The organism is Actinoallomurus sp. NPDC050550, assembly GCF_040655075.1.
Lineage (GTDB): Bacteria > Actinomycetota > Actinomycetes > Streptosporangiales > Streptosporangiaceae > Actinoallomurus.
The window spans coordinates 1-20,647 of record NZ_JBFAJC010000061.1 but is presented as its reverse complement, the minus strand read 5'-3'; the positions used below and the strand labels follow the sequence as shown (position 1 = coordinate 20,647).

The 20,647-nt window shown below is 70.3% G+C and carries 25 protein-coding genes; 15 read left to right on the top strand and 10 right to left on the bottom strand.

The genetic code is table 11. The annotated features are described in order from the left end of the window. Positions 1-26: 26 nt before the first annotated feature. From serB to AB0I04_RS46105, 5 genes are all read right to left on the bottom strand, one after another. Positions 27-1,229: a phosphoserine phosphatase SerB gene (serB, locus tag AB0I04_RS46125; protein ID WP_360899997.1), complete on the bottom strand. Its 1,203-nt coding sequence runs from the start codon at positions 1,227-1,229 to the stop codon at positions 27-29. A gap of 261 nt (positions 1,230-1,490) precedes the next feature. Beyond that, positions 1,491-2,090 (bottom strand): hypothetical protein, encoded by a 600-nt coding sequence (locus AB0I04_RS46120; RefSeq protein ID WP_360899994.1) that lies wholly within the window; start codon positions 2,088-2,090, stop codon positions 1,491-1,493. 100 nt (positions 2,091-2,190) lie between these two features. Next, on the bottom strand, positions 2,191-3,198 hold the full coding sequence (locus AB0I04_RS46115) for an S-adenosylmethionine:tRNA ribosyltransferase-isomerase (RefSeq protein ID WP_360899991.1): 1,008 nt from the start codon (positions 3,196-3,198) through the stop codon (positions 2,191-2,193). After that, on the bottom strand, positions 3,191-4,522 hold the full coding sequence (locus AB0I04_RS46110; RefSeq protein WP_360899988.1) for an MFS transporter: 1,332 nt from the start codon (positions 4,520-4,522) through the stop codon (positions 3,191-3,193). Before AB0I04_RS46110 ends, AB0I04_RS46115 begins: the two co-directional genes overlap by 8 nt. A gap of 121 nt (positions 4,523-4,643) precedes the next feature. Continuing rightward, the gene (locus AB0I04_RS46105) at positions 4,644-5,297 is read right to left on the bottom strand and encodes an SDR family NAD(P)-dependent oxidoreductase (RefSeq protein ID WP_360899985.1); all 654 of its coding nucleotides are present in this window, start codon (positions 5,295-5,297) and stop codon (positions 4,644-4,646) included. 98 nt (positions 5,298-5,395) lie between these two features. Between AB0I04_RS46105 and AB0I04_RS46100 the strand changes: the two genes are divergently transcribed. The 7 genes from AB0I04_RS46100 to AB0I04_RS46070 all read left to right on the top strand — a co-directional run bounded on the left by AB0I04_RS46100 (position 5,396) and on the right by AB0I04_RS46070 (position 10,336). Next, positions 5,396-5,788: a DUF2752 domain-containing protein gene (locus AB0I04_RS46100; RefSeq protein WP_360899982.1), complete on the top strand. Its 393-nt coding sequence runs from the start codon at positions 5,396-5,398 to the stop codon at positions 5,786-5,788. An 11-nt stretch (positions 5,789-5,799) separates the two neighbouring features. Next, the gene (locus AB0I04_RS46095) at positions 5,800-6,129 is read left to right on the top strand and encodes a DUF4190 domain-containing protein (RefSeq protein ID WP_360899979.1); all 330 of its coding nucleotides are present in this window, start codon (positions 5,800-5,802) and stop codon (positions 6,127-6,129) included. A gap of 61 nt (positions 6,130-6,190) precedes the next feature. Next, on the top strand, positions 6,191-7,297 hold the full coding sequence (locus AB0I04_RS46090; protein ID WP_360899976.1) for a GAF domain-containing sensor histidine kinase: 1,107 nt from the start codon (positions 6,191-6,193) through the stop codon (positions 7,295-7,297). A 124-nt stretch (positions 7,298-7,421) separates the two neighbouring features. Further along, a complete protein-coding gene (locus AB0I04_RS46085) occupies positions 7,422-8,048 on the top strand; it encodes a response regulator transcription factor (protein ID WP_360899973.1) in 627 nt (208 codons plus the stop codon). Positions 8,049-8,163: 115 nt separating this feature from the next. Next, on the top strand, positions 8,164-8,913 hold the full coding sequence (locus AB0I04_RS46080; protein WP_360899970.1) for a protein phosphatase 2C domain-containing protein: 750 nt from the start codon (positions 8,164-8,166) through the stop codon (positions 8,911-8,913). Between the two features lie 190 nt (positions 8,914-9,103). Next, the gene (locus tag AB0I04_RS46075; protein WP_360900105.1) at positions 9,104-9,496 is read left to right on the top strand and encodes a DUF2752 domain-containing protein; all 393 of its coding nucleotides are present in this window, start codon (positions 9,104-9,106) and stop codon (positions 9,494-9,496) included. A 72-nt stretch (positions 9,497-9,568) separates the two neighbouring features. After that, entirely contained in the window at positions 9,569-10,336 is a 768-nt protein-coding gene (locus AB0I04_RS46070) for an RDD family protein (RefSeq protein ID WP_360899967.1), read from the top strand. A gap of 238 nt (positions 10,337-10,574) precedes the next feature. On the opposite strand, the gene AB0I04_RS46065 is transcribed toward AB0I04_RS46070, so the two are convergent. Next, on the bottom strand, positions 10,575-11,348 hold the full coding sequence (locus tag AB0I04_RS46065; protein ID WP_360899963.1) for a hypothetical protein: 774 nt from the start codon (positions 11,346-11,348) through the stop codon (positions 10,575-10,577). A 104-nt stretch (positions 11,349-11,452) separates the two neighbouring features. On the opposite strand from AB0I04_RS46065, the gene AB0I04_RS46060 reads away from it, so the two are divergent. Together AB0I04_RS46060 and AB0I04_RS46055 are read left to right on the top strand one after the other, a co-directional pair. Next, positions 11,453-12,250, top strand: a complete 798-nt coding sequence (locus tag AB0I04_RS46060; RefSeq protein WP_360899960.1) for an ABC transporter ATP-binding protein — start codon at positions 11,453-11,455, stop codon at positions 12,248-12,250. A 371-nt stretch (positions 12,251-12,621) separates the two neighbouring features. Next, positions 12,622-12,873, top strand: coding sequence for a hypothetical protein (locus AB0I04_RS46055; protein ID WP_360899957.1), 252 nt, complete (start codon positions 12,622-12,624; stop codon positions 12,871-12,873). Between the two features lie 9 nt (positions 12,874-12,882). Here AB0I04_RS46055 and AB0I04_RS46050 read toward each other — a convergent pair whose 3' ends face one another. Beyond that, positions 12,883-13,791: a Rieske 2Fe-2S domain-containing protein gene (locus tag AB0I04_RS46050; protein ID WP_360899955.1), complete on the bottom strand. Its 909-nt coding sequence runs from the start codon at positions 13,789-13,791 to the stop codon at positions 12,883-12,885. A gap of 205 nt (positions 13,792-13,996) precedes the next feature. Here AB0I04_RS46050 and AB0I04_RS46045 point away from each other — a divergent pair, with 205 nt between their 5' ends. The 3 genes from AB0I04_RS46045 to AB0I04_RS46035 are packed head-to-tail and all read left to right on the top strand — an operon-like array spanning position 13,997 to position 16,131. Beyond that, positions 13,997-14,449 (top strand): NfeD family protein, encoded by a 453-nt coding sequence (locus tag AB0I04_RS46045; protein WP_360899952.1) that lies wholly within the window; start codon positions 13,997-13,999, stop codon positions 14,447-14,449. After that, positions 14,431-15,498, top strand: a complete 1,068-nt coding sequence (locus AB0I04_RS46040) for an SPFH domain-containing protein (RefSeq protein WP_360899949.1) — start codon at positions 14,431-14,433, stop codon at positions 15,496-15,498. Before AB0I04_RS46045 ends, AB0I04_RS46040 begins: the two co-directional genes overlap by 19 nt. Before the next feature lie 60 nt (positions 15,499-15,558). Continuing rightward, on the top strand, positions 15,559-16,131 hold the full coding sequence (locus AB0I04_RS46035) for an NAD(P)H-dependent oxidoreductase (protein WP_360899946.1): 573 nt from the start codon (positions 15,559-15,561) through the stop codon (positions 16,129-16,131). Positions 16,132-16,137: 6 nt separating this feature from the next. Here the strand turns inward: AB0I04_RS46035 and AB0I04_RS46030 are convergent, their stop codons facing one another. Both AB0I04_RS46030 and AB0I04_RS46025 read right to left on the bottom strand, forming a co-directional pair. Then, positions 16,138-16,650: an O-acetyl-ADP-ribose deacetylase gene (locus AB0I04_RS46030; RefSeq protein WP_360899943.1), complete on the bottom strand. Its 513-nt coding sequence runs from the start codon at positions 16,648-16,650 to the stop codon at positions 16,138-16,140. A gap of 335 nt (positions 16,651-16,985) precedes the next feature. Beyond that, positions 16,986-17,264: a hypothetical protein gene (locus AB0I04_RS46025; RefSeq protein WP_360899940.1), complete on the bottom strand. Its 279-nt coding sequence runs from the start codon at positions 17,262-17,264 to the stop codon at positions 16,986-16,988. A 79-nt stretch (positions 17,265-17,343) separates the two neighbouring features. Between AB0I04_RS46025 and AB0I04_RS46020 the strand changes: the two genes are divergently transcribed. Both AB0I04_RS46020 and AB0I04_RS46015 read left to right on the top strand, forming a co-directional pair. Continuing rightward, complete coding sequence (locus AB0I04_RS46020; protein WP_360899937.1) at positions 17,344-17,526, top strand: hypothetical protein; 183 nt, start codon at positions 17,344-17,346, stop codon at positions 17,524-17,526. A 303-nt stretch (positions 17,527-17,829) separates the two neighbouring features. Continuing rightward, positions 17,830-18,522, top strand: a complete 693-nt coding sequence (locus tag AB0I04_RS46015; protein ID WP_360899934.1) for a hypothetical protein — start codon at positions 17,830-17,832, stop codon at positions 18,520-18,522. 87 nt (positions 18,523-18,609) lie between these two features. Here the strand turns inward: AB0I04_RS46015 and AB0I04_RS46010 are convergent, their stop codons facing one another. Continuing rightward, on the bottom strand, positions 18,610-19,863 hold the full coding sequence (locus AB0I04_RS46010; protein ID WP_360899931.1) for a hypothetical protein: 1,254 nt from the start codon (positions 19,861-19,863) through the stop codon (positions 18,610-18,612). A 68-nt stretch (positions 19,864-19,931) separates the two neighbouring features. Between AB0I04_RS46010 and uppS the strand changes: the two genes are divergently transcribed. Further along, positions 19,932-20,647 (top strand): polyprenyl diphosphate synthase (gene uppS, locus AB0I04_RS46005; protein ID WP_360899928.1); only part of this gene is annotated, 716 nt, incomplete at its 3' end.

Here is a 20,647-nt window from a genome sequence, read left to right as displayed (position 1 = left end):
GGGGGCCTGAGAGGCCGCCCACCGGCTCAGGGGAGGTCGGGGTCCTCGGCGTCCGCGGCGTCGATCTCCTCGCGGGAGATGCCGAGCAGGAAGGCGATGGTGTCCATGTAGGGCACGTTGACGGCCGTGTCGGCGGCCTCGCGTACGACGGGCTTGGCGTTGTAGGCGATGCCGAGCCCGGCGGCGGCGAGCATGTCGAGGTCGTTGGCGCCGTCGCCGATCGCGACGGTCTGGCTGACCGGCACGCCCGCGGCGGCCGCGAACCGGCGCAGCGCCGCGGCCTTGCCGGCCCGGTCGATGATGGGGCCGACGAGGCGGCCGGTGAGCTTGCCGTCCTCGACCTCGAGGACGTTGGCCGCCGTGTAGTCGATGCCGAGGTCCGCGGCGAGCGCGTCGGTGATCTGCGTGAACCCGCCGCTGACGATCGCGAACTTGTAGTCGAGCCGCTTGAGTGTACGGACGAGGGTGCGCACGCCCGGGGAGAACTCGATGCGGTCGCGGACCTTCTCCAGCACGCTCTCGTCGAGGCCGGCGAGCATCGCTACCCGCTCGCGCAGCGCTCCTTCGAAGTCGAGCTCGCCGCGCATCGCCGCCTCGGTGATCTCGGCGACCTGGCCGGCCAGCCCGGCGTGCTCGGCGATGAACTCGATGACCTCGCCCTGGATGAGGGTCGAGTCGACGTCCATGACGATGAGGCGTTTGGCCCGGCGGGCGAGGCCACCGCGCTGTACGGCGACGTCGACGTGCTGCTCGGCGGCCTCTGCGGCGAGCGCGGTGCGCAGACCGTCCGGGTCGGCACCGGAGACGTCCATCTCGATGCACGTGACCGGGTGGTGGGCGAGCCGCTCGATGCGGTCGATGTTGGCGCCGTGCGCGGCGACGCGGCCCGCGATCCCGGCCATCGCGGCGGGTGTGAGCGGGTTGCCGAGGATGGTGACGTGCAGCCGCCCGCGGCGCCGGGGGCTGCCGTTGCCGGTGCCGGTGGCCAGCTCGATCTCCATCCCGAGATCGGCGGCGATCTTCTCGGCGGCGGCCCAGACCCGCCCGACGTCGGTGTCGGGGCCGTACGAGACGAGGACGCCGAGGACCAGGCGGCCGCGGATCACGACCTGCTCGACGTCGGCGACGGCCACGGGAAAGCCGGCGAGGATGCTGAACAGGCGAGACGTGACTCCGGGACGGTCACGGCCGGTGAGCGTGATGAGCAGTGTGCGCGTCTTGGCATTCATGCTGTTCACCACGGTACTTGGCTCTGATCGTGACTCGCGCGGCGGTCCACCATGCGGACACCAGGGCTTCCGCGCCTGTTCGCGACCCGGCCCGCCGGCGCCCACCGAAGGTTCATCAGGCGTTCGAGAGCCGAGAGATTCGGATCATGTGCCGGAATGATGATCGTCCGTCGCGGAAGCCGCAGGCTGAGGTCGCCGAACCGGATGATTTCCCGCGCGCTGACCGGACAGCGGAACAGCTGGGCCAGGGCCGCTCGCTGATCAACTCCCGCGTTCGTGGGAGACGAGGGTTGCGCGACGGTAGGCGATGGCGGCGAGAGTGAACGTCAGGCCGCCGACGGTGAAGAGCACATCGGTGGCGCCGCTCGCGAACAGCGCCCAGAACGAGGGGTGTGAGGTTCCGATGACCTGTGCCGTCGTCAGCCCGGTGAATCCTTTCGGCAGGATCCCGGTGACCCGGACCAGATCGTCTCCGACACCCGAGACCCCGCGTGCTGAGAGGAGCACGGATCCCGTCCACGCGGCGGAGAGAAGCATCCATCGAGGAACCCGCCGGCCCCACGGCTGAGCCAGGGCCAACGGCAGTAGGACTCCGGCGATGACCAGGAGATCGACGATCACCGTGAACACCTGAACGACGACCTGCCCGGCCCCATGCTGGTCCGAAGCGGAGGGGAAGTCGAGGCCGGTGATGTACCAGATGACGTGCCAGGCCACGAAGACCATCACCCAGGCGAACGCCGCATACGCGGTCCTTCGATTGGTGCGTAGGGCATCGTCCCGTGCGCGGCGATCCGGCAATGTCCGGTCGGCTCGCTGCGATCGGGCATCCGAGATGAGCGAGTCTCCAGAAGGCTTCATACCGTCGATGCTCACTGGAGCCGCCGCACTGGCACCTCCCCCTCCCGGGTGATGATGCTCCCCTGAAAGGCGTGCCGACCCAGGGTGGCCGTGTGTGCTCTCAGCGGGGAAGAAGAAGGTTCGCGTCGCCGAACTCGTGCCAGCGGTAGCCGCCCGCCAGGGCCTCGGTGTAGACGCGTTCGAGCAGGTCCTCGCCGGCGATCGCGGTCAGCATCCGCAGGTGGGATGAGCGCGGCTCGTGCAGGCCGGTGAGCAGGCCGTCCACCACCCGTACGCCTTCTTCGGGGGTGACCACATGCGAGGTCCAGCCCTGTGACGCGCGGACGAACCCGTCATCGGCGACGGCGGTCTCCAGCGCCCGTACGACGGTCGTGCCCACGGCGATCACCCGACCGCCCTCCCACCTCACATGGTTCACCAGCGCCGCCGTCGTGGCCGGGACGTCGTAGCGTTCCGGGTACGGCGGCTCGTCCTTCTCCGGCGATGCGACGCCGGTGTGCAGGGTCAGCGGCGCGACCAGCACGCCCCGGGACACCAGGCGGGTCACCAGTTCCGGGGTGAAGGGACGCGCCGCGCTCGGCATCTCGGCGCTGCCCAGGCCGTCCGCGGCGAGCGCGTCGGCGAAGACGGTCTGGTAGGCGGCGGTCGGCTGGTCGTGGTCGACGTAGCCGTAGCGGATCGGCACGCCGTACTGCCGAAGGTACGGCTCGACGTCGGTGTCGAGCCGCGCCCGCCACAGCCGGGGCGTGTAGCGGTTCAGGAGGGTCAGCGTCGCGCCGCCGGGCAGGGGGAACCACTCACCCGGGCATCCGCCGGCGTACGGCTCGGTCGCCCGGCCGGTCCGCAGCCGTAGCTCCACGAGCCAGGAGTCCGGATCGGCGGGCATCGGCCCGGAGAAGTGCACGGCGATGCGGTCGAGCCGTACGGCGGCGGGCAGGGTGGCCGAGGTGTTCACGACGAGCAGGTCCCCGGGCCGGAGCAGGTCGGGCAGGTCGGTGAAGGCGTGGTGGGTCACGCCGTCCCGGGTGGCCGCGAGGAGGCGGACGGCGTCGCGGCGAGGCGGGGGTTCGTGCGCCTCGAGGGCCGGGGGAAGGGCGAAGTCAAGCACGGGAGACCTCCACACGATGGGCGGCCGTGGCCGCCACGAGGCCGATGACGAGGGTCCAGGCGAGCCCGGCTCCCAGGCCCGCGGCGTTGACGAGGGCCCCGGCCACGCCGATGGCGAGCGACGAGCCGAGGGTGTCGCTGATCTGCAGGGCCGAGGAGTTGACGCCCTGCTCGGCCGGTGCCGAGAGATTGAGCACCTGGACGCTGAGGGCGGGGAAGGCCATGCCCATCCCGACCCCGCCGACGATCCAGGCGGGGACGGCCGCCCAGCCGGAGGTGTACAGGGCCAGCGTGATTCCGGCGACGCCGATGGCGAGCAGGACGGCGCCGAGCACCGCGAACCGCCCCCGCGACGCGTCCGTGAACCTGCCCTGCCACCAGGAGCCGGCGCTCCAGCCGAGGGCCCCGGAGGTGAGCACGATCCCGGCGGCCGTGGGGGTGAAGCCGTGCCGCGTGACCAGGGCGAGCGGGATGAACGTCTCCGTCCCGGCCATCGTGCCCATGAGCAGCCCGCGCATGGCGATCGCGGTCGGCAGGCCCCGGCCGAGGCGCAGCGTGCCGCGCGGCAGCAGGACCCGCAGCCCGTACGCGAGCCCGGCCAGGCCGAGCAGCGCGGCCGGTGAGCGATGGTCGATGCCCCAGGGCAGGAGGGTGGCGCCGGCGGCCAGCGCGACGGCGGCGAGCGTACGGCCCCGGGGGAGCGCGCCGTGCGTCCGTGAGCCGCGCAGGACCGGCGCGAGCATGACGGCCGCCGGGAGTACGAGGGGGACCAACCCGAGGAAGACCCAGCGCCAGCCCACATGTTCGGCGACGAGCCCGCCGACGGACGGGCCGACCAGCGACGGCACGACCCACGCGGCCGACATCGCCGCGAACACCTTCGGCCGGGACTCCTCCGGGTAGACGTGCGCCACGATGACGTACAGCGGGACGATCGCCAGGCCGGAGCCGAAGCCCTGGACGGCGCGTCCCGCGACGAGCCAGGCCATCCCGGGGGCGGTGCCCGCGACGACGAGCCCGGCGACGAACACCGCCAGCCCGGCGAACAGCGGGAGGGCGGGCCCCCGGGCGTCCGCCCAGCCGCCGGAGAGGACGTTGGCGACCAGGCCGCTGATGGACACCGCGCTGAAAATCCACGCGTACATCGACAGCCCGTGCAGCTCGCGCGCCGCGACCGGCATCGCCGTGCCGACCGCCATCTGCTCGAACGCCAGCAGCGTGACGACGAGCAGGATCCCGACCGTGGCCGTGCGGTACGGGCCGGCCAGCAGGCGGGGGCGCCGGACCGCCTCCGCCACACCGACCGTCTCCGCGGGGGCGCTCACGGTGCCTCCTTCGTCGGCATCGCGAGCGAAGCTGCTCTGCTGATCGGCTCACTCGCTTCGCTCGCTCGCAGTGCCTCCTTCGTCGGCGCCGTGAGCGAAGCTGTCGTGCTCATCGGCTCGCTCACAGCTCGCCCACCGCGAACCGGCCGCTTGCGGGCCGCCGGGTGATCAGGCGGCGCAGCGCGGGGACGGCCACGTCCTCCGGAAGGGGAGCGGCGTCCGCGTCCTCTCCGGCGTCGGCCAGCATCCGCGTGCGCATCTCGCCCGGGTCGACCGACCAGACGGCGACGTCGGGCTCCTCGGCGGCGAGCACGTTGGAGAGCTGGTCGAGGGCGGCCTTGGTCGCGCCGTACCCGCCCCACCCCTCGTACGGCTCGCGGGCGGCGTCCGAGGAGATGTTGACGATCGCGCCGCGGCGTTCGCGGAGGGCCGGCAGCAGCCCCTGGAGGAGGCTCAGCGGCCCGAGCACGTTGACGGCGAACGCCCGTTCCAGCTCGGGCAGCGGGTACGCGGCCAGCCGGGGTAGCGGCGTGGCGCCGAGGGTGCTCGCGTTGTTGACGAGGAGGTCGAGCCCGTCCGACGCGTGGACGAGCGCCTCCCGGTGGGCCGGGTCGGCGATGTCGCCGGCGACGGCGGTGGCGTCCAGGTCGGCGGCGATCTTCTCCAGGTCGGGTGCTCCCCGCGCGTCGAGGACCAGGGTCCAGCCGTCCTGGGCGAGCGAGCGGGCCAGGGCCAGGCCGAGCCCGCGGGACGCTCCGGTGATCAGTGCCTTCATGCCTCCGACGTTAGGCAGGGGGACCCGCGGTCGACATCGGTCGCGGGACCGGGTCCCTCCGGGCGGATGGTCGTAGGTCTCTCGGGCACACTCGACATATGAAGTACGCGATCCGGCGGCCGTGGGGCGTGCCCACACGGGTGATTCTGCTGCTCATGGGGGTCGTCGGTCTCGCCGCGCTGCGGATTCCGCGCCCGCCGACGCTGTGCCTGCTGCGCCAGGCGACGGGCGTCCCGTGCCCGCTGTGCGGGTTCACCACGGCGGCGGTCCACCTCGGTCACGCCGACGTCGTGGGCGCCCTCGGCGCGTCGCCGCTGGCGGTCGCCACGTGTGTGGCGTTCGTTCTCGTGCCGGTCACCCGGCGTTCCCGATTGATGACTCGCTGGCGTGAGATGTCGCACAGAACGCGACAAATAGCACCTGTTGTCACTATCGTCGCGGTCCTGATCGTTTCGGAAGTTTGGCAACTCGCCCGCTTCGGCGTCATCTGACAGGAGGAATCGTGGGATACCCGCCTCAGGACCAGCCCCCCGGTTACGGCGGCTACCCGCCCCAGGGGCCGCCCCAAGGACCGCCCCCCGGCTACGGCGGCGGATACGGACAACCCGCCCCGCAGCCGCAGTCCAGCACTCCTCAGGTGCTGTCGATCATCGGCATCATCTGCTGGTTCTGCTGCTCGCCCGCCGCGATCGTGCTCGGGATCGTCGCCCAGAACCAGTTCCGCGCCCAGGGGCGGCCGGACACCATCGCCAGAGTGGCCTGGATCGGCGGCATCGTCGCGCTGATCCTGGGAGTCATCGGCACCGCCGTCCGGCTGCAGAACGGCGGCTGACCGCCGCCGCCGGGTTTTCCGACCGGATGGGCGGGGCCCCGGCGGCGGTACGGTCGGAGCCGTGGAAACGGATCGGGACGCCACACTGCACGCCGTCAGCACGGCGGTGCTCGCGGTCACGCGGCACCTGTCCGTGCACGAGGTCCTGCAGGTGATCGTCCGGGCCGCCGCACAGCTCCTCGACGCCCGCTACGCCGCCCTCGGAGTGCCGGACGACGAGGGGTCGTTCGCCGAGTTCGTCGTGGAAGGCGTCTCGGACGAGCAGTGGAAGCGGATCGGCCCGCTGCCCCGGCAGCACGGGCTGCTCGCTCTGATGCTCCGCGACGACCGGGTACAGCGGCTGGCCGACGTGCGCCGGGATCCGGCGTTCGAGGGCTGGCCGACGGCGCATCCGGTCCTCAAGGACTTCCTCGGTGTCCCGATCAAGGACGGCACCGAGACCCTCGGCATCATCTTCCTCGCCAACCGCCGCACGCCGGGTGGCTTCACGGTCGCCGACGAGGAGGTCCTCACGCTGTTCGCGGCGCACGCGGCGATCGCGATGACGAACGCCCGGCTGTACGAGCGCAACCGCGAGCTGACGGTCATCGAGGAACGCGCCCGGCTGGCGCGGGAGCTGCACGACGCGGTGGCGCAGAAGCTCTTCTCGCTCCGCCTGACGGCCGCCGCCGCGCTGTCCGCACCGGACCCCCGGGCCGAGCTCGAACGCGTCCAGGCCCTCGCCAAAGAGGCCCTGGCCGAGCTGCGCGAGGTCATCTTCGAGCTCCGCCCGGCCGAGCTGGCGGGCGACGGGCTCGCCGAGTCGCTGCGCAAGCACGTCCGCGTCCTCGACCGCGCCTGGGGCGCCGGGCGCGGACGGCGGCCTCGCGTACGGTTCGAGGGCGAGGACGTCGCACTGCCCCCCGACATCGAGGCGGTCGTCTACCGCGTCGCCCAGGAGGCGGTGTACAACGCCCTCCGCCACGGAGATCCCTCGGAGGTGACGGTGCGGCTCACACCCGGCGTGCTGGAGGTCCACGACGACGGCGCCGGATTCGACGTCGGGGCCGACTCCCGCGACGGTCTCGGACTCGCCTCCATGCGCGACCGCGCCGAGTCGGTGGGCGGGACCCTGACCATCGAATCCTCCGCCGCCGGCACCGTCGTACGCCTCGAAGTGCCGGCGTGACCGGGGTTCGCCGTGACCGGGGTGTTGATCGCCGGTGGCTGTCCGGTCGTACGCCTGGGGGTGCCCGCGTGATCGGGGTGTTGATCGCCGGTGGCCGTCCGGCCGTACTCCTGGAGGTGCGCGCGTGATCCGAGTGCTGATCGCCGACGACCATCCGGTCGTTCGTCAGGGCCTGCGGACGTACCTCGGCGTGCAGGAGGACGTCGAGGTCGTGGGCGAGGCGGCCGACGGCGCGGAGGCCGTCTCACGCGCCGAGGCGCTGCGGCCCGACGTGATCCTCCTCGACCTCAAGATGCCGGGCGTCGACGGCCTGACCGCGCTGCGGGAGCTTCGTGGGCGGGGCGTCGACGCCCGCGTCATCGTCCTGACGAGCGTGGGAGAGCGGGAACAGGTCCTGCCGGTCGTTCGCGCCGGCGCGTCCGGATATCTCTACAAGGACGTCGACCCGCAGGCCCTCGTGCAGGCGATCCGCGCCGTGCATGATGGGCACATGCTGTTCGCGCCGGAGGCGACGGAGGCGATGCTCGCGCCCGCGCCGGTCGACCCGGGTTCCGGGGTGCTGACCGAACGCGAACGCGAGGTCCTCGTCCAGATCGCCCAGGGCCGGTCGAACCGCGAGATCGCCCGTGCGCTCGTCGTCTCCGAGAAGACCGTCAAGACGCATGTGTCCAACATCCTGCTGAAGCTGGGGCTGCAGGATCGCACCCAAGCGGCCCTGTACGCCGTGCGTCACGGCCTCGCCGATCAGTGACTCGCGAGTATTCGCGTGAGATCGAGGAGGCGTAAGACGCGCCGGTCGAATATCTTGATGAACCTCAGTAGTCGGCTGAGTGAACCGCATCGCCGAGGACGTCATCGGAATTCACATGAGAGTCGCCATTCGCTACGTCGCGGGATCGAATGTCGGTCGTGTCCGCGAGAACAACGAAGATTCGGCGTATGCGGGCCCATGGCTGCTCGCAGTCGCCGACGGTATGGGGGGCCACGTCGGCGGGGAGATCGCAAGCTCCCTCACCGTCCAGACCCTCGCGCCGATCGATGCCGAGGTCCCCCAGGACACCCTGGTGGAGACCCTCGAACGAGCCGTCCTGGCCGCCAACCAGGCGATCGCCCAGCGCGTCGAACAGGAACCGGCCCTGCTGTCGATGGGCACGACCTGCACGGCCATGCTCTGGGCGGGCACGCACCTGGCCCTCGCGCACATCGGGGACTCCCGCGCGTACATGCTGCGCGAGAGCATCCTCTACCAGATCACCGAGGACCACACGCTGGAGAAGATGCTCACCGGCGAGGACGGGGCAGCGCCGCACCTGGCGAACCGTCTCGTCCGGGTCCTCGACGGCAAACCGGACCGCAAGCCGGACCTGTCGCTGCGTGAGGCCCTGCCGGGTGACCGCTACCTGTTGTGCTCCGACGGGTTGAGCGGTCCGGTGGACGCCGAGACGATCCATCAGGTCCTGACCACCCAGCAGGATCCGGAGGGCGCCGTTCAAACGCTCATCGATCTGGCCAATCAGGGTGGCGGACCGGACAACATCACTGTCATCGTGGTGGACGTCATCACGGAGGGCGTCGAGGCACGGCCCCCGGTCGTCGTGGGCGCCGCCCAGCGCTGACGCCGACCTGGTCGCCAATGTCTCTGTGCGGTCACGTTCTGAGCTCTGAGGGCTCTTTGACTTGACCGTTGCCCGCCTTACTGCGATATAGGGTCCACAGGGCGTATAACGGCACCGGGTTGGAGGGGCGACTTTGGATGTCGCACGGGGGACGAGGGTCACCCCTGGTGCGCCGACCGTGCCGGCGCGGATGGTCGGCCGTCTCACCTCCGCCGCAGGCGACGGTGTACGGGGCGTGGCGATTCGCGTGGGCGGCATGGCCGTCGCCGCGGTTCTGGCGGCGTTTGTGCATCGTGCCCACGATCCCGGCATACTGTGTCCGCTTCGGGCTCTTACCGGAGTCCCCTGTCCTCTGTGTGGCGGAACGACCGTCTTCATGGAGCTGGGGGCCGCCCATCCGGCCAGGGCCGCCCTCGCGAACCCCTTCGCCCTCGCGGGGGCGATCGGTGTGGCAACGGCGCCGCTGGGGTTCGGGCGCCGATGGTGGGCGATCTCACCACGTACCCGCGCATGGGTGCTCGGCGTCGTGGTGGCCCTGTCCTGGCTATGGCAGCTTGCCCGGTTCGGGCTCCTGCAGTGGTGAACTTCATATCTCGTCACGGCGATCGCGGGCCCGGCTTGGCAGACGGGCGTCATTCGATGAAGGAGTAACAGCGTGAGCACCCCCTACGACCCGTACGGCCAGGGTCAGCAGCAGCCCGGGTACGGCCAGCAGCAGCCGGGTTACGGCCAGCAGCAGCCGGGCTATGGCCAGCAGCAGCCGGGCTATGGTCAGCAGCAGCCGGGTTACGGCCAGCAGCAGCAGCCCGGGTACGGGCAGCAGCAGCCCGGATATGGTCAGCAGCAGCCGGGCTATGGCCAGCAGCAGCAGCCCGGGTACGGGCAGCAGCAGCCCGGATATGGTCAGCAGCAGCCGGGTTACGGCCAGCAGGACTACGGGCAGCAGCAGGGGTACGGCCAGCAGCCCGCCGCGTACGGCCAGCAGTACCCGCAGCAGGGCTACGGCACCGGCTACAACCAGGGCCAGTACGCCAGTTGGTTCTCGCGGGTCGGCGGGTACATCGTCGACGGTCTGATCATCGGCGTGCCCTACGGCCTCTTCTACGGCATCGGCGGGGCGATCGGCGGAGGCGGCGGCGCCGCGCTCATCTTCCTGGGGCTGCTGATCGGCTTCGGCCTCAGCCTGTGGCTGTGCTACCAGGAGGGCACGACCGGTCAGACGCCCGGCAAGAAGGTCGTCGGCATCAAGCTCATCAGCGAGAGCACGGGTCAGCCCATCGGCTTCGGCATGGCGTTCGTGCGCAAGCTGGCGCACTTCCTCGACGGCCTCGCCTGCTACATCGGCTTCCTCTGGCCGCTGTGGGACGACAAGGGCCAGACGTTCGCCGACAAGGTCTGCACCACCATCGTCGTCCAGGCCTGATACCAGAGGCCACACGACAGACGCCTCGGCGACCGCGAAAGCGATCGCCGGGGCGTTTCGCGTACGGGCGGCGCCGTGGGATCAGCGGACGGAGCTCAGGCCGCCGTCGCAGGCCTTGTATGCCGTACCGCTCGGCGTCGGCCGACTCGGCGGGCGCGGAGTCCGGGTTCGGGGCGTCGCAGGCGCCCGTGCGTGCCGCCGCACTGTTCGGAGTCGGCCGAGCCGGGCGGGCCTGGAGTCAGCCGACGGGGTCCAGGACGCTGTTGCAGGCGGCGACCCGGGCCCGCCGCACCGCGCGGTCGAGCGTGCGCAGCGCCTCGGCGCGGCGCTGAACGTGCGCGGCGGACAGCCCAGCGCTCTCGGTGGAACGTGCCAGGTCCACCACCACCGCCAGTCGGCTCGCGAGCGCCGCGACCCGGTGCGCGCGTGCGGCGTACCCCGGCGCCAGGCCGCCGACCTGCTCGTGGCGGTGCGACTCGCGCAGGGCGCTGAGCGCCTCGGCGATCTCCGGTCGCCACTCCTGGCCGCCGTCCACGGACAGCAGCGCCTCGGTGGCATCCCGGACGGCCATCGTCAGCTGATGATCGGCCTCCGGCAGCGACGGCGTGTCCGGGGTGCCGTGGCGCGTCTCGTGTACCTCCCAGCGCGTGCCGACGTACGACGAACCCCGGCGGTCCTCCGCCGGGATCAACCCGAGCGACCGCTCGCCGACCGCGGCGAGCACGGCCTCTCCCGTGTCGATGGCCGCCGCGTTGAAGTCCGGCGGACCGGTCAGCCCGAGCGGGTCGCCCGGGGCGGGCAGCGCGAGGCGCAGCGCGGCGAGCCCCGCCACGCGGAACGCACCGAGGCCCCGCCGCAACGGAAGCTCGCCGTTCTCCCCGGGAACGCCGACGACCACGTGCGGACCGCCCTGGCGCTCAACGGCGTCGGCGGCCTCGTCGAGCCCCACGTGGCCGGTCAGCCAGGCGTTGCCCCAGGCGACAAGCCCGGTGGAAGGGTGAGTGAGGCGCATGCCGACCACCATAAGCCGTCCATAATGCCGTAGGTTCGTTCCGAGACCCGGAGAGCGCCTGGCGGCATCCCGCCGGACGCTCCGCGCGCTAGGGGAAGGATGCGATGGCCGGCGAGGTACTCCGTCTCAAGGGCGTCGAGGTCCGGCGCGAAGGCGCGTCGCTGCTGCGCGACGTCGACTGGACGGTCGCAGAAGACGAGCGATGGGTCATCGTCGGCCCGAACGGTGCCGGCAAGACGACGCTGCTGCAGGTCGCGGCCGCCATGCTGTTCCCCACCGAGGGCAGTGTCGAACTCCTGGGCGAGACCCTCGGCAAGACCGACGTCTTCGAGCTCCGGCCTCGCATCGGCCTGTCCAGCGCGGCTGTCGCCGACAAGATCCCCGCCGACGAGAAGGTCATCGACATCGTCCTGACGGCGTCGTACGCCATCATCGGCCGGTGGAAAGAGGAGTACGACTCGACGGACGTCACGCGCGCCGTCGAGCTCCTCGACGCGCTCGGCTGCGCGCACCTGATCCGCCGCCGGTTCTCCACCCTGTCGGAAGGTGAGCGCAAGCGGGTGTCGATCGCCCGCGCCCTGATGCCCGACCCGGAGCTGCTCCTTCTGGACGAACCGGCCGCCGGCCTGGATCTCGGCGGTCGCGAGGATCTCGTCGCCCGCCTCACGGCCCTGGCCACCGACCGTCTCGCGCCGACGATGGGCCTTGTCACCCACCACGTCGAGGAGGTGCCCGAAGGGTTCACCCACGCGATGCTGCTGCGTCGTGGCTCGGTGGTCGCCACGGGCAAGGTCGACGAAGTGTTCACCGACGAGCTGCTGTCCGAGTGCTTCGGCCTGCCCCTGACCGTGGAGCGTCAGGACGGCCGCTGGCACGCCCGCGCCGTCGCCCCCCGCGCCTGAACGGCGGAGCCCCCCGATCGGCGTGACCGGATGATTACTGTCGGCGTCTGATACGCAATGGTCTTAGCCTCGAGCACTGGCCCGGGGAAGTGAGCCCGACTCCTGTCCGGACGGTCAGCGGTCGGGTTTCGTGTTTCAGGACGCCTGGCCGACATTCTTCGTCGGCTCGATGATCGGCTGCACTCGGCGTCGCCGATCACCGCCTGCGCCGCGGGCCCCGGCGAGCGCGTCCGCCAGCCACAATTCGGGCTCTTGGCGGGGCTTCCGGCGAGCCGACCGTGCTCGGATATTTGGTGACAGCTTGGTGTCGGTTCGGTTGGGAGGCCGGGGCGGCGGGTATCAATCGAATATGCGTTCGAAAGAGGTGTGGTGTGAAGGGTGACCGGGTTGAGATCGTGATCGATGCCGGAGGGGCGACCCGCACCTACGAGGTCGTGGCGACGCGTGCGGGTCGCCGGGTCGAGGTCGTCACGCGCCGGGGTGTCGTCGAGGTCGTCGAGGTCACCCGCACCGGCACGCCCGTACGGACCGCTCGATTCATGGCGAGTCGCATTCTCGCGCTGGTCGAGCACCCGGTGAACGATCGAGGAGACTCGCGGGCCGAAGCCGAGGACGAAGAGTAACCACCATTCCTAGCGGGCGGGGCGTACCTGGATCATGCCGTTGTCGCCGACCCGCGTCTCGAAGGCGGGCTGACGGCCGGTGGCGGGGCCGTGGACGACGGTGCCGTCGCTGACCCGGAACGTGCTGCCGTGCCAGGGGCAGACGACGCAGGTCTCCTCGTCGATCTCGACCATGCGCCCCTGGTGCAGCGGCCCGTCGAGGTGGGAGCAGCGGTCGGCGAGGACGTAGACCTCATCGTTCTCGCGCAGGACGAACAGGCTGATGTAGCCGAGGTTCCGGTGGACGGGCCAGCCGTCGGGCAGCTCCTCCACCGGGCACAGGTCGTGCCAGCCCAGTGGACCGAGGTGCGTGATCGACTCGGCGTGGCTCGGCCCGGCCGACTGCCGGAACGCCAGGTGCCCGCCGAGGTACGCGCCGGCGACCAGCGCGGTCAGGCCGGCGAAGGACAGGGCCTTGCCGGTGCCGAAATAGCCGCGCCTGCGGGCGATGAGCGAGGCGGTGTAGAACGTTCCCGCGGTGATGTTGCCGACCGCGTGGACGAGGCCGACGCGCTGCTGCTCACTGTGCAGGGCCGACCAGTCCGCGATCCCCGTGAGCGCGGTCGGCACCGAGGCCGCCAACCCGGTCGCCACGAGCACCTCGGCCGCCCGATCGGTCCCCGGGAGCAGGTCGAGTACGGCGACCGACATGAAACAGCCGATCGGAATGTCGGTCAACGGTGGATGGGCGGGATGGCCCACCGGGACTCCGTGCAGCAGGTCCTTGACGGGGCCTGGGGGCAGCAACCGCCGTACGACCTTGGTGATGAACCGGGCGGACCCGTCGAGGGCGTTGGCGTGTTCGAGGTCCTCGGCGACCTTCAAGGGACGGGGCCGCACCAGCGACCGGGAGATCCTGCTCACCCGTTGATGGTTCACCGCACCTCCTCGGCTGGCTTCGCTTTTCGGACACTAGTCTGCCGTGCTTACGTCCCCAGCACTCGGGGTCCTACCCGTAACGATTTTTCCCAGCACGTCGGCGGGCACGGCGCGATTCCTCGAAGTATCGCGCGTTCGGGCGGCGGCAATCGGCGCGTGCGGAGTTACCGTGGATTCAGGGCCGTGCGTCCTTGAAGGAGTCCCGATGCCGGCGTGGGTGGTCTGGCTGGTCGTGGCCGCAGTTCTCGGAATCGCCGAGGTGACCACGCTGACGTTCGCGCTCGGCCTGATGGCGATCGGCGCGCTCGTCGCCGCGGTGACCGCGTCGGCCGGGCTTCCCGTGGTGGTCCAGGTGCTCGCGTTCGGCGCGACCTCGGCCGCCGGGCTGGCCGCCGTACGCCCGATCGCCGTGCGGCACATCCGGCAGCCACCGCTGCTCCGCAGCGGCACCGCGGCGCTCGTCGGCCGTGAGGCGCTGGCCCTCACCGAGGTCTCCCGCTACAAGGGCCGGGTGCGCATCGGCGGTGAGGAGTGGAGCGCGCGCCCGTACGACCCCGGAGTCGTCATTCCTGAGGGGGCGGCCGTCGACGTCCTCGCCATCGAAGGCGTCACCGCCCTCGTTCATCCCCGGGAGGACCCATGGCCGACCTCGCCCTAGCGGTAATCATCGCGCTGGTCATCGGACTGCTCTTGGTGGCGACCGTGGTGGTGCGGACCGTCTGGATCGTGCCCCAGGCCCGCGCGCGGAATGTCGAGCGCTTCGGGCGCTACCGCAAGACCCTGCAACCGGGCCTGAACGTCATCGTGCCGTTCGTCGACCGGGTCAAGCCGCTGATCGACCTGCGCGAGCAGGTGGTGGCGTTCCAGGGGCAGCCGGTCATCACCGAGGACAACGTCGTCGTGCACATCGACACGGTGCTGTTCTTCCAGGTCACCGATCCGCGGGCGGCCGACTACGAGATCGTCGACTACATCAAGGCGATCGAGCAGCTGACCGCGACGCAGCTGCGGAACGTCATCGGCACGCTGGACCTGGAGGCGACGCTGTCGTCCCGCGACCGGATCAACACGGCGTTGCGCGGCGTGCTGGACGACGCCTCCGGCAAGTGGGGCATCCGCGTGACGCGCGTGGAGATCAAGGCGATCGAGCCGCCGCAGTCCATCAAGGACGCGATGGAGAAGCAGATGCGGGCGGAGCGGGAGAAGCGCGCCACCATCCTGCAGGCCGAAGGCGTACGCCAGTCTCGGATCCTGACGGCCGAAGGGGAGAAGCAGGGCGCGATCCTGCAGGCGGAAGGCGCGCGGCAGGCCGCGATCCTCAAGGCCGAGGGCGAGGCCAAGGCCATCGAGCAGGTCTTCACCTCGATCCACGAGAACGATCCAGACCCGAAGCTGCTCGCCTACCAGTATCTGCAGACACTGCCGAAACTCGCCGCCGGCGAGGGCAACACCTTCTGGGTCATTCCCGGCGAGATGACGTCCGCGCTGCGGGCGGTGAGCGCGGCGTTCGGAGGCCAGACCGAGGAAGCCGACCGAGGGCACGGCCGGCCGACTGCGAAGAAGGAGCCCACTCCGGTGCCGGAGCCTCGTCCGGGCGCCGTCGAAGGCCCGGATGAGCAGGCCGCGCTGCGGGAGCACACGCCGCCGTTCGAACTCGCCCCCGGCCGCGTGAACGCCGCCACGGACGATCCTCTCCGCGCACCGTAAAGAAGCCGTAAACGCCCTCCCGCATGGTGAGACCACACCGAGAACGACGGGAGGGCCGACATGATGCGACTGGCCGTCATCATCGCGAGCACCCGCAACGGCCGGTTCGGGCCCACGGTGGCCGAGTGGTTCACCGCCCGTGCCCGCCGCCGCGGAGATCTCGAGGTGGATCTCGTCGACCTGGCCGAGATCCGCCTGCCCTCGACTCTTCGCGACCACGACGAGGCGGCACCGCCGCGGGTGGTGGAGTTCGGCGTGCGCATGGCCGCGGCCGACGCGTTCGTCGTCGTCACGCCGGAGTACAACCAGAGCTTCCCCGCCCCGCTCAAGACCGCCATCGACTGGCTGTACGAGGAGTGGCACGCCAAGCCGGTGGCGTTCGTCGCGTACGGCCGGGAGTCCGGCGGTCTGCACGCCGTGGCCCGGCTGCGGCAGATCTTCACCGAGCTGCACGCGGTGCCGATCGCGACGGCGATCAGCCTCCCGTGCTACTGGGACCTGTTCGCCGCGGACGGCACCTGGCCGAAGACCACCGCCTCCTGCAACACCGCCGTCAGGCCCCTGCTCGACCAGATCGTCTGGTGGGCCCGTGCCCTGCGCGACGCCCGCACCGCCCGGCCCTACACGGTCTGACATCCCTTACTCGGCCAGCGCCCGCGCGAATGCCTCGTGGACGTCAGCGGTGAACAGCACGAACCGCGCCTCCTCCACCCGGCTCGGTGTCGCCCGTACGGTGCCGATCGCGACGCGGGCAGCATCGTCCAGCGGCCAGCCATAGATCCCGGCGGACACGGCAGGGAAGGCGACCGTCGCGGCGCCGAACTCGTCGGCGACCCGCAGCGACTCTCGATAGCACGAGGCGAGCAGCTCGGACCGGTCCTCGGATCGGGAGTACACCGGGCCGACCGTGTGGATCACCCAGCGCGCGGGCAGCCGCCCCGCCGTCGTGGCCACCGCCTGCCCCGTCGGCAGGCCCTTGCCGTACTGGGACGCCCGAAGCTCGCGGCAGGCCGCGAGGATCTCCGGCCCGCCGCGGCGGTGGATCGCGCCGTCCACGCCGCCCCCGCCGAGAAGCGAGGAGTTCGCGGCGTTGACGATCGCGTCGACCTGCTGCTCGGTGATGTCCCCCTGAACCAGCGTGATGGACGTCATCCGACCATCCAATCGCCTGCCGGTCCCGCCGTCGACCGCTCGGGCGAGGCGCGCGCGGGCATCGAAATTCCGCTCGATACCAATATCGATGTTGGCGGCCATATTACGATCTTCTGGGGTTTTAGGCCGATTGGCGGGTGATACTGGCTACGTGACGCCCTGAAATGTGATCTTAAAAGGGCGTAAGGGGCAATAATTGCGCATCTCAAGGTAAGAAGGTGACTTAACGTGCTGAGAAAGGCGATTGCCGTGTGTGGGCTGGTAGCCGCAGCCGCCGCGGGTTCTCTGGGCATGGCGTCGTCCGCGTCAGCCCAGCAGTATCCGCCGGTCGGCTACTATCCGACGTCGTTGACTCCTGGCGGCGTCTCGTTCGTGCCCGGCATCACGACGTACACGCCCGTCGTGGCGACGGCACCGGCGTACCCGCCGACCGTGACGACGGGGTATCCGCTGTACCCGCCGACCGTGACGACGGGATACCCGCTGTACCCGCCGACCGTGACGACGGGGTATCCGCTGTACCCGCCGACCGTGACGACGGGATACCCGCTGTACCCGCCGACCGTGACGACGGGATACCCACTGTACCCGCAGTTGTCGGGTACGACGATCATCCTCCAGGCGCCGTACGAACGGTCGGCATCGCGGTCAGAGGCGCAATCCCAGGCTCGCTCAGAGGCGCAGTCACAGCCGATGTCGCAGTCGTCATCGCCGTCCTCGGCGCAGTCCTCGGGGCAGGTCTTGCCGGCCGGCTCGCGGGAGGAGACCAGCCAGCAGCAGGCCGGTTCGGAGGAAGGTTCTTCGGCGACCGGTTCGGAGGAGAACGCGCCCGCGTACTCCTCGGAGAGCGGTACGACGGGCCAGGGCGGCTACTGATCGCGGTACCCGCGCGATCTCCGACGCCGCGAAGGGCTCGGCCGGGTCACCGATTCGATCGGTGGCCCGGCACCGTAATACGACGCGGATCTCGGGGTGGTAATTTCCGTGCCGTCCGCTACGGCTCGAAATCACACTCGATAGCGCTGTCGCAATGAAGGTCGGATTTGCGCTGTTATTACACTTTTATGGTCGATGGTGCCGCTTATCGGGACATACTGAACTTGTGGCCACCCTGAAGTCGGATGGTAAAGGGTGGAAGTAGTAATAGTTACCTAGGTTCAGGTAAGAGGGTGATCTAACATGTTGAGAAGGGCAATCGCTGCTTGTGGCCTGGTGACCGCCGCGTCGGCTGCTTCGCTGATCGCCGCATCACCGGTGTTCGCCCAGCAGTACCCGCCTCCTTATACGCCGACGACCTATACGCCTACGACCGTCTACACGCCAACGACGGTGTACACACCGACCACGGTGCCCTTGTATCCGCCTTACATTTCGCCGATGATCAATCCAAATATCTCACCGGCGATCAACCCTAATATTTCACCAGTGATCAACCCAAACATTTCGCCGGTGATCAACCCTAATATCTCGCCACTGATCAACCCGAACATTTCGCCGACGATAAATCCCAATATCTCGCCGGCGATTAACCCTAATATCTCGCCGGCGCTACAGCCGAGGGTCTACCCGCAACAGCCGCCAACAACAGTGGTGGTCGTGCCGCAGTATGCCGCAGGCGCCGGGCAGAGTTCACCCACGCGGGAGCGGGGTATGGAACAGGGTTCACTCCAGCGCCAGAGCTCGGGTACGGAGCAGAGCTCATCCGAGCAGGCGCCCGGCACGGAGCAGGGTTCGGCCGAGGGTTCGGCTGGCATGGAGCAGGGTTCGGCCGAGGGTTCGGCTGGCATGGAGCAGGGTTCGGCTCAGGGGACGGCCGGCATGGAGCAGAGCACCGGCACGAGCCAGAGCTCTGGCGAAGAGAGCCGGGGTTGACGCCTACGCTGAGTGAGAATTCTCAAGAGAGAGCCGGGCCACCGATTCGACCGGTGGCCCGGCACTGATTTGTTCGTAGGTGAATCGTCAATTCTTGCAGTGGACGGCGCGCATCCGTGAATACGGTGTCGACGCTCCGCTGAGAAGAGGTTCGGGTCGCGACCGTACGGCGTGGTCGAGGAACGCGGCCAGGTATACGCCGGTGACCCGCAACCCCAGGCCGCCGTCGATGGAACCCAGCGCGAGAAGGTGGCGCAGGGGCGCGGCCAGGTAGTAGGACGCGTAGTCGCTGAAGTTGAAATGGTGGCTTTCCGCCAGTTCGTAGCACCAGGTCGTTCCGGTGCTCGCGGCCAGCATCGTACGTGCGGTGGCGACGTCGGCGCGGCTCACGGCGTCGGCGGCCCGGCACGCGCCGGTCACGCAGGACCCCGCACTGGCCACGATCATCATCGGCCGGTCGAGGCCCGCGCGTACGACCGGGCCGAACTGGGTGCCGTCCAGGTCCACGGCGCCCGCGCAGTGCGCGTCGAGACGACAGGCCTCCAGCGATGCCACACCGCCGAAGGAGTGACCGATGTACGCCGGGTGCGCCGCGTCGACGTGCCCCGCGAACCGCTGCCCCAGCGCGGCGACCCGTCCCGCGGCGAAGCGCGCGTCGGCGGCCCAGATCGCGACGAGCCGGTCACCGGCCTGAGCGGCGGCGCCGATGTGGAGGTTCGCGGCCTTGAGCGTCGGTGGGTTCCCTGCCGTCGTGCTGTGCACGGCACGGCCGTGCAGCACGGTGAGGTCCGCGGTGTACGTCGGGGTGACGCCGGCGACGAGGTAGCCGTGGCTCGCCAGGTCCTCGGCCAGCGCGGTGTACTGCGGCGCGGCCAATCCCAGCCCGGGCAGCAGGACGACGACCGGGAACCGGCCGGCCGCCACCGGCGCGTCGTCGTACGCGTGCACCCGGACGGCGCCGAACCTCGTCTCGCCCAGCCCGGGCAGGCTCCCGAAGTGCAGGCCGTTCCACGCGCCGGGCAGGTACGCCGCGCGTCGCCCACCCGATGGCGCGGCCGGGTACCAGAGCCAAACTGACAGCTCGCGCGGGGTGCCGGCACGCGGGGCCAGCGGGTCGGTGCGCGTCGGGTCGGTCCAGTCGAACGTCGTGCGGCCCACCGGGTACGGGCCGGTCGGAGCGGGCAGCGTGATCGGCCGCGTGTGCCGGATCGCGGCATAGCCGACGTACCCCCCGGCGGCGAGCACCACAGCGGACAGGGTCGCCAGTGTCACCGTCACGACTCGCCGTACGAGCCTCCGCCATCTCGGGCGTTCGCGCGTTGCAGGATGCCGTTCGCTCATGCCGGGCATAGTACACGCCGCGTAGTACGCAATGCGTAGTACGGTGGGATCTCGCAACGGAGGTGACGATGTCCACCCTTCTTCACACGCTCTACGCCCGCCGCCTGCGGCGGCAGGTCACGAACGGCCCGCTCCCCGAGCACGTCGGGCTGATCATGGACGGCAACCGCCGCTGGGCTCGGCAGATGGGCCTGGAGAACCCGAGCCTCGGGCACAAGTACGGCGCCGAGCACGCCGAGAACGTCCTGTCCTGGTGCGAGGCCGTGGGGATCAAGCACGCCACCGTGTTCCTGTGCTCCACGGAGAACCTGCAGAACCGCGGTGACGCCGAGGTCGCCTTCCTCATGCAGGTCATCGAACAGATGGTGGCCGACCGGCTCGCCCGCCCGGACGCCCGCTGGCGGGTCCACGTCGCGGGAATGCTCGACACGTTGCCCGATACGACGGCCCGTGCCCTGAAGGACGCCGTGGAGGCCACCCGTGACTGCGCGACCGGCGCACACGTCACGCTGGCCGTCGGTTACGGCGGTCGGCAGGAGGTGATCGACGCCCTGCGTGATCATCTGCACGAGCGAGGCGAGGCCGGAGAATCCCTGGCCGACGTGGCACAGGCCCTGACGGTGGACGACATCGCCCGGCACCTCTACACGGCGGGCCAGCCGGACCCGGACCTCATCATCCGCACCAGTGGCGAACAGCGGATGTCGAACTTCCTGCTCTGGCAGAGTGCCTACTCGGAGCTGTACTTCTGCGAGGCCAACTGGCCCGCGTTCCGTGAGATCGA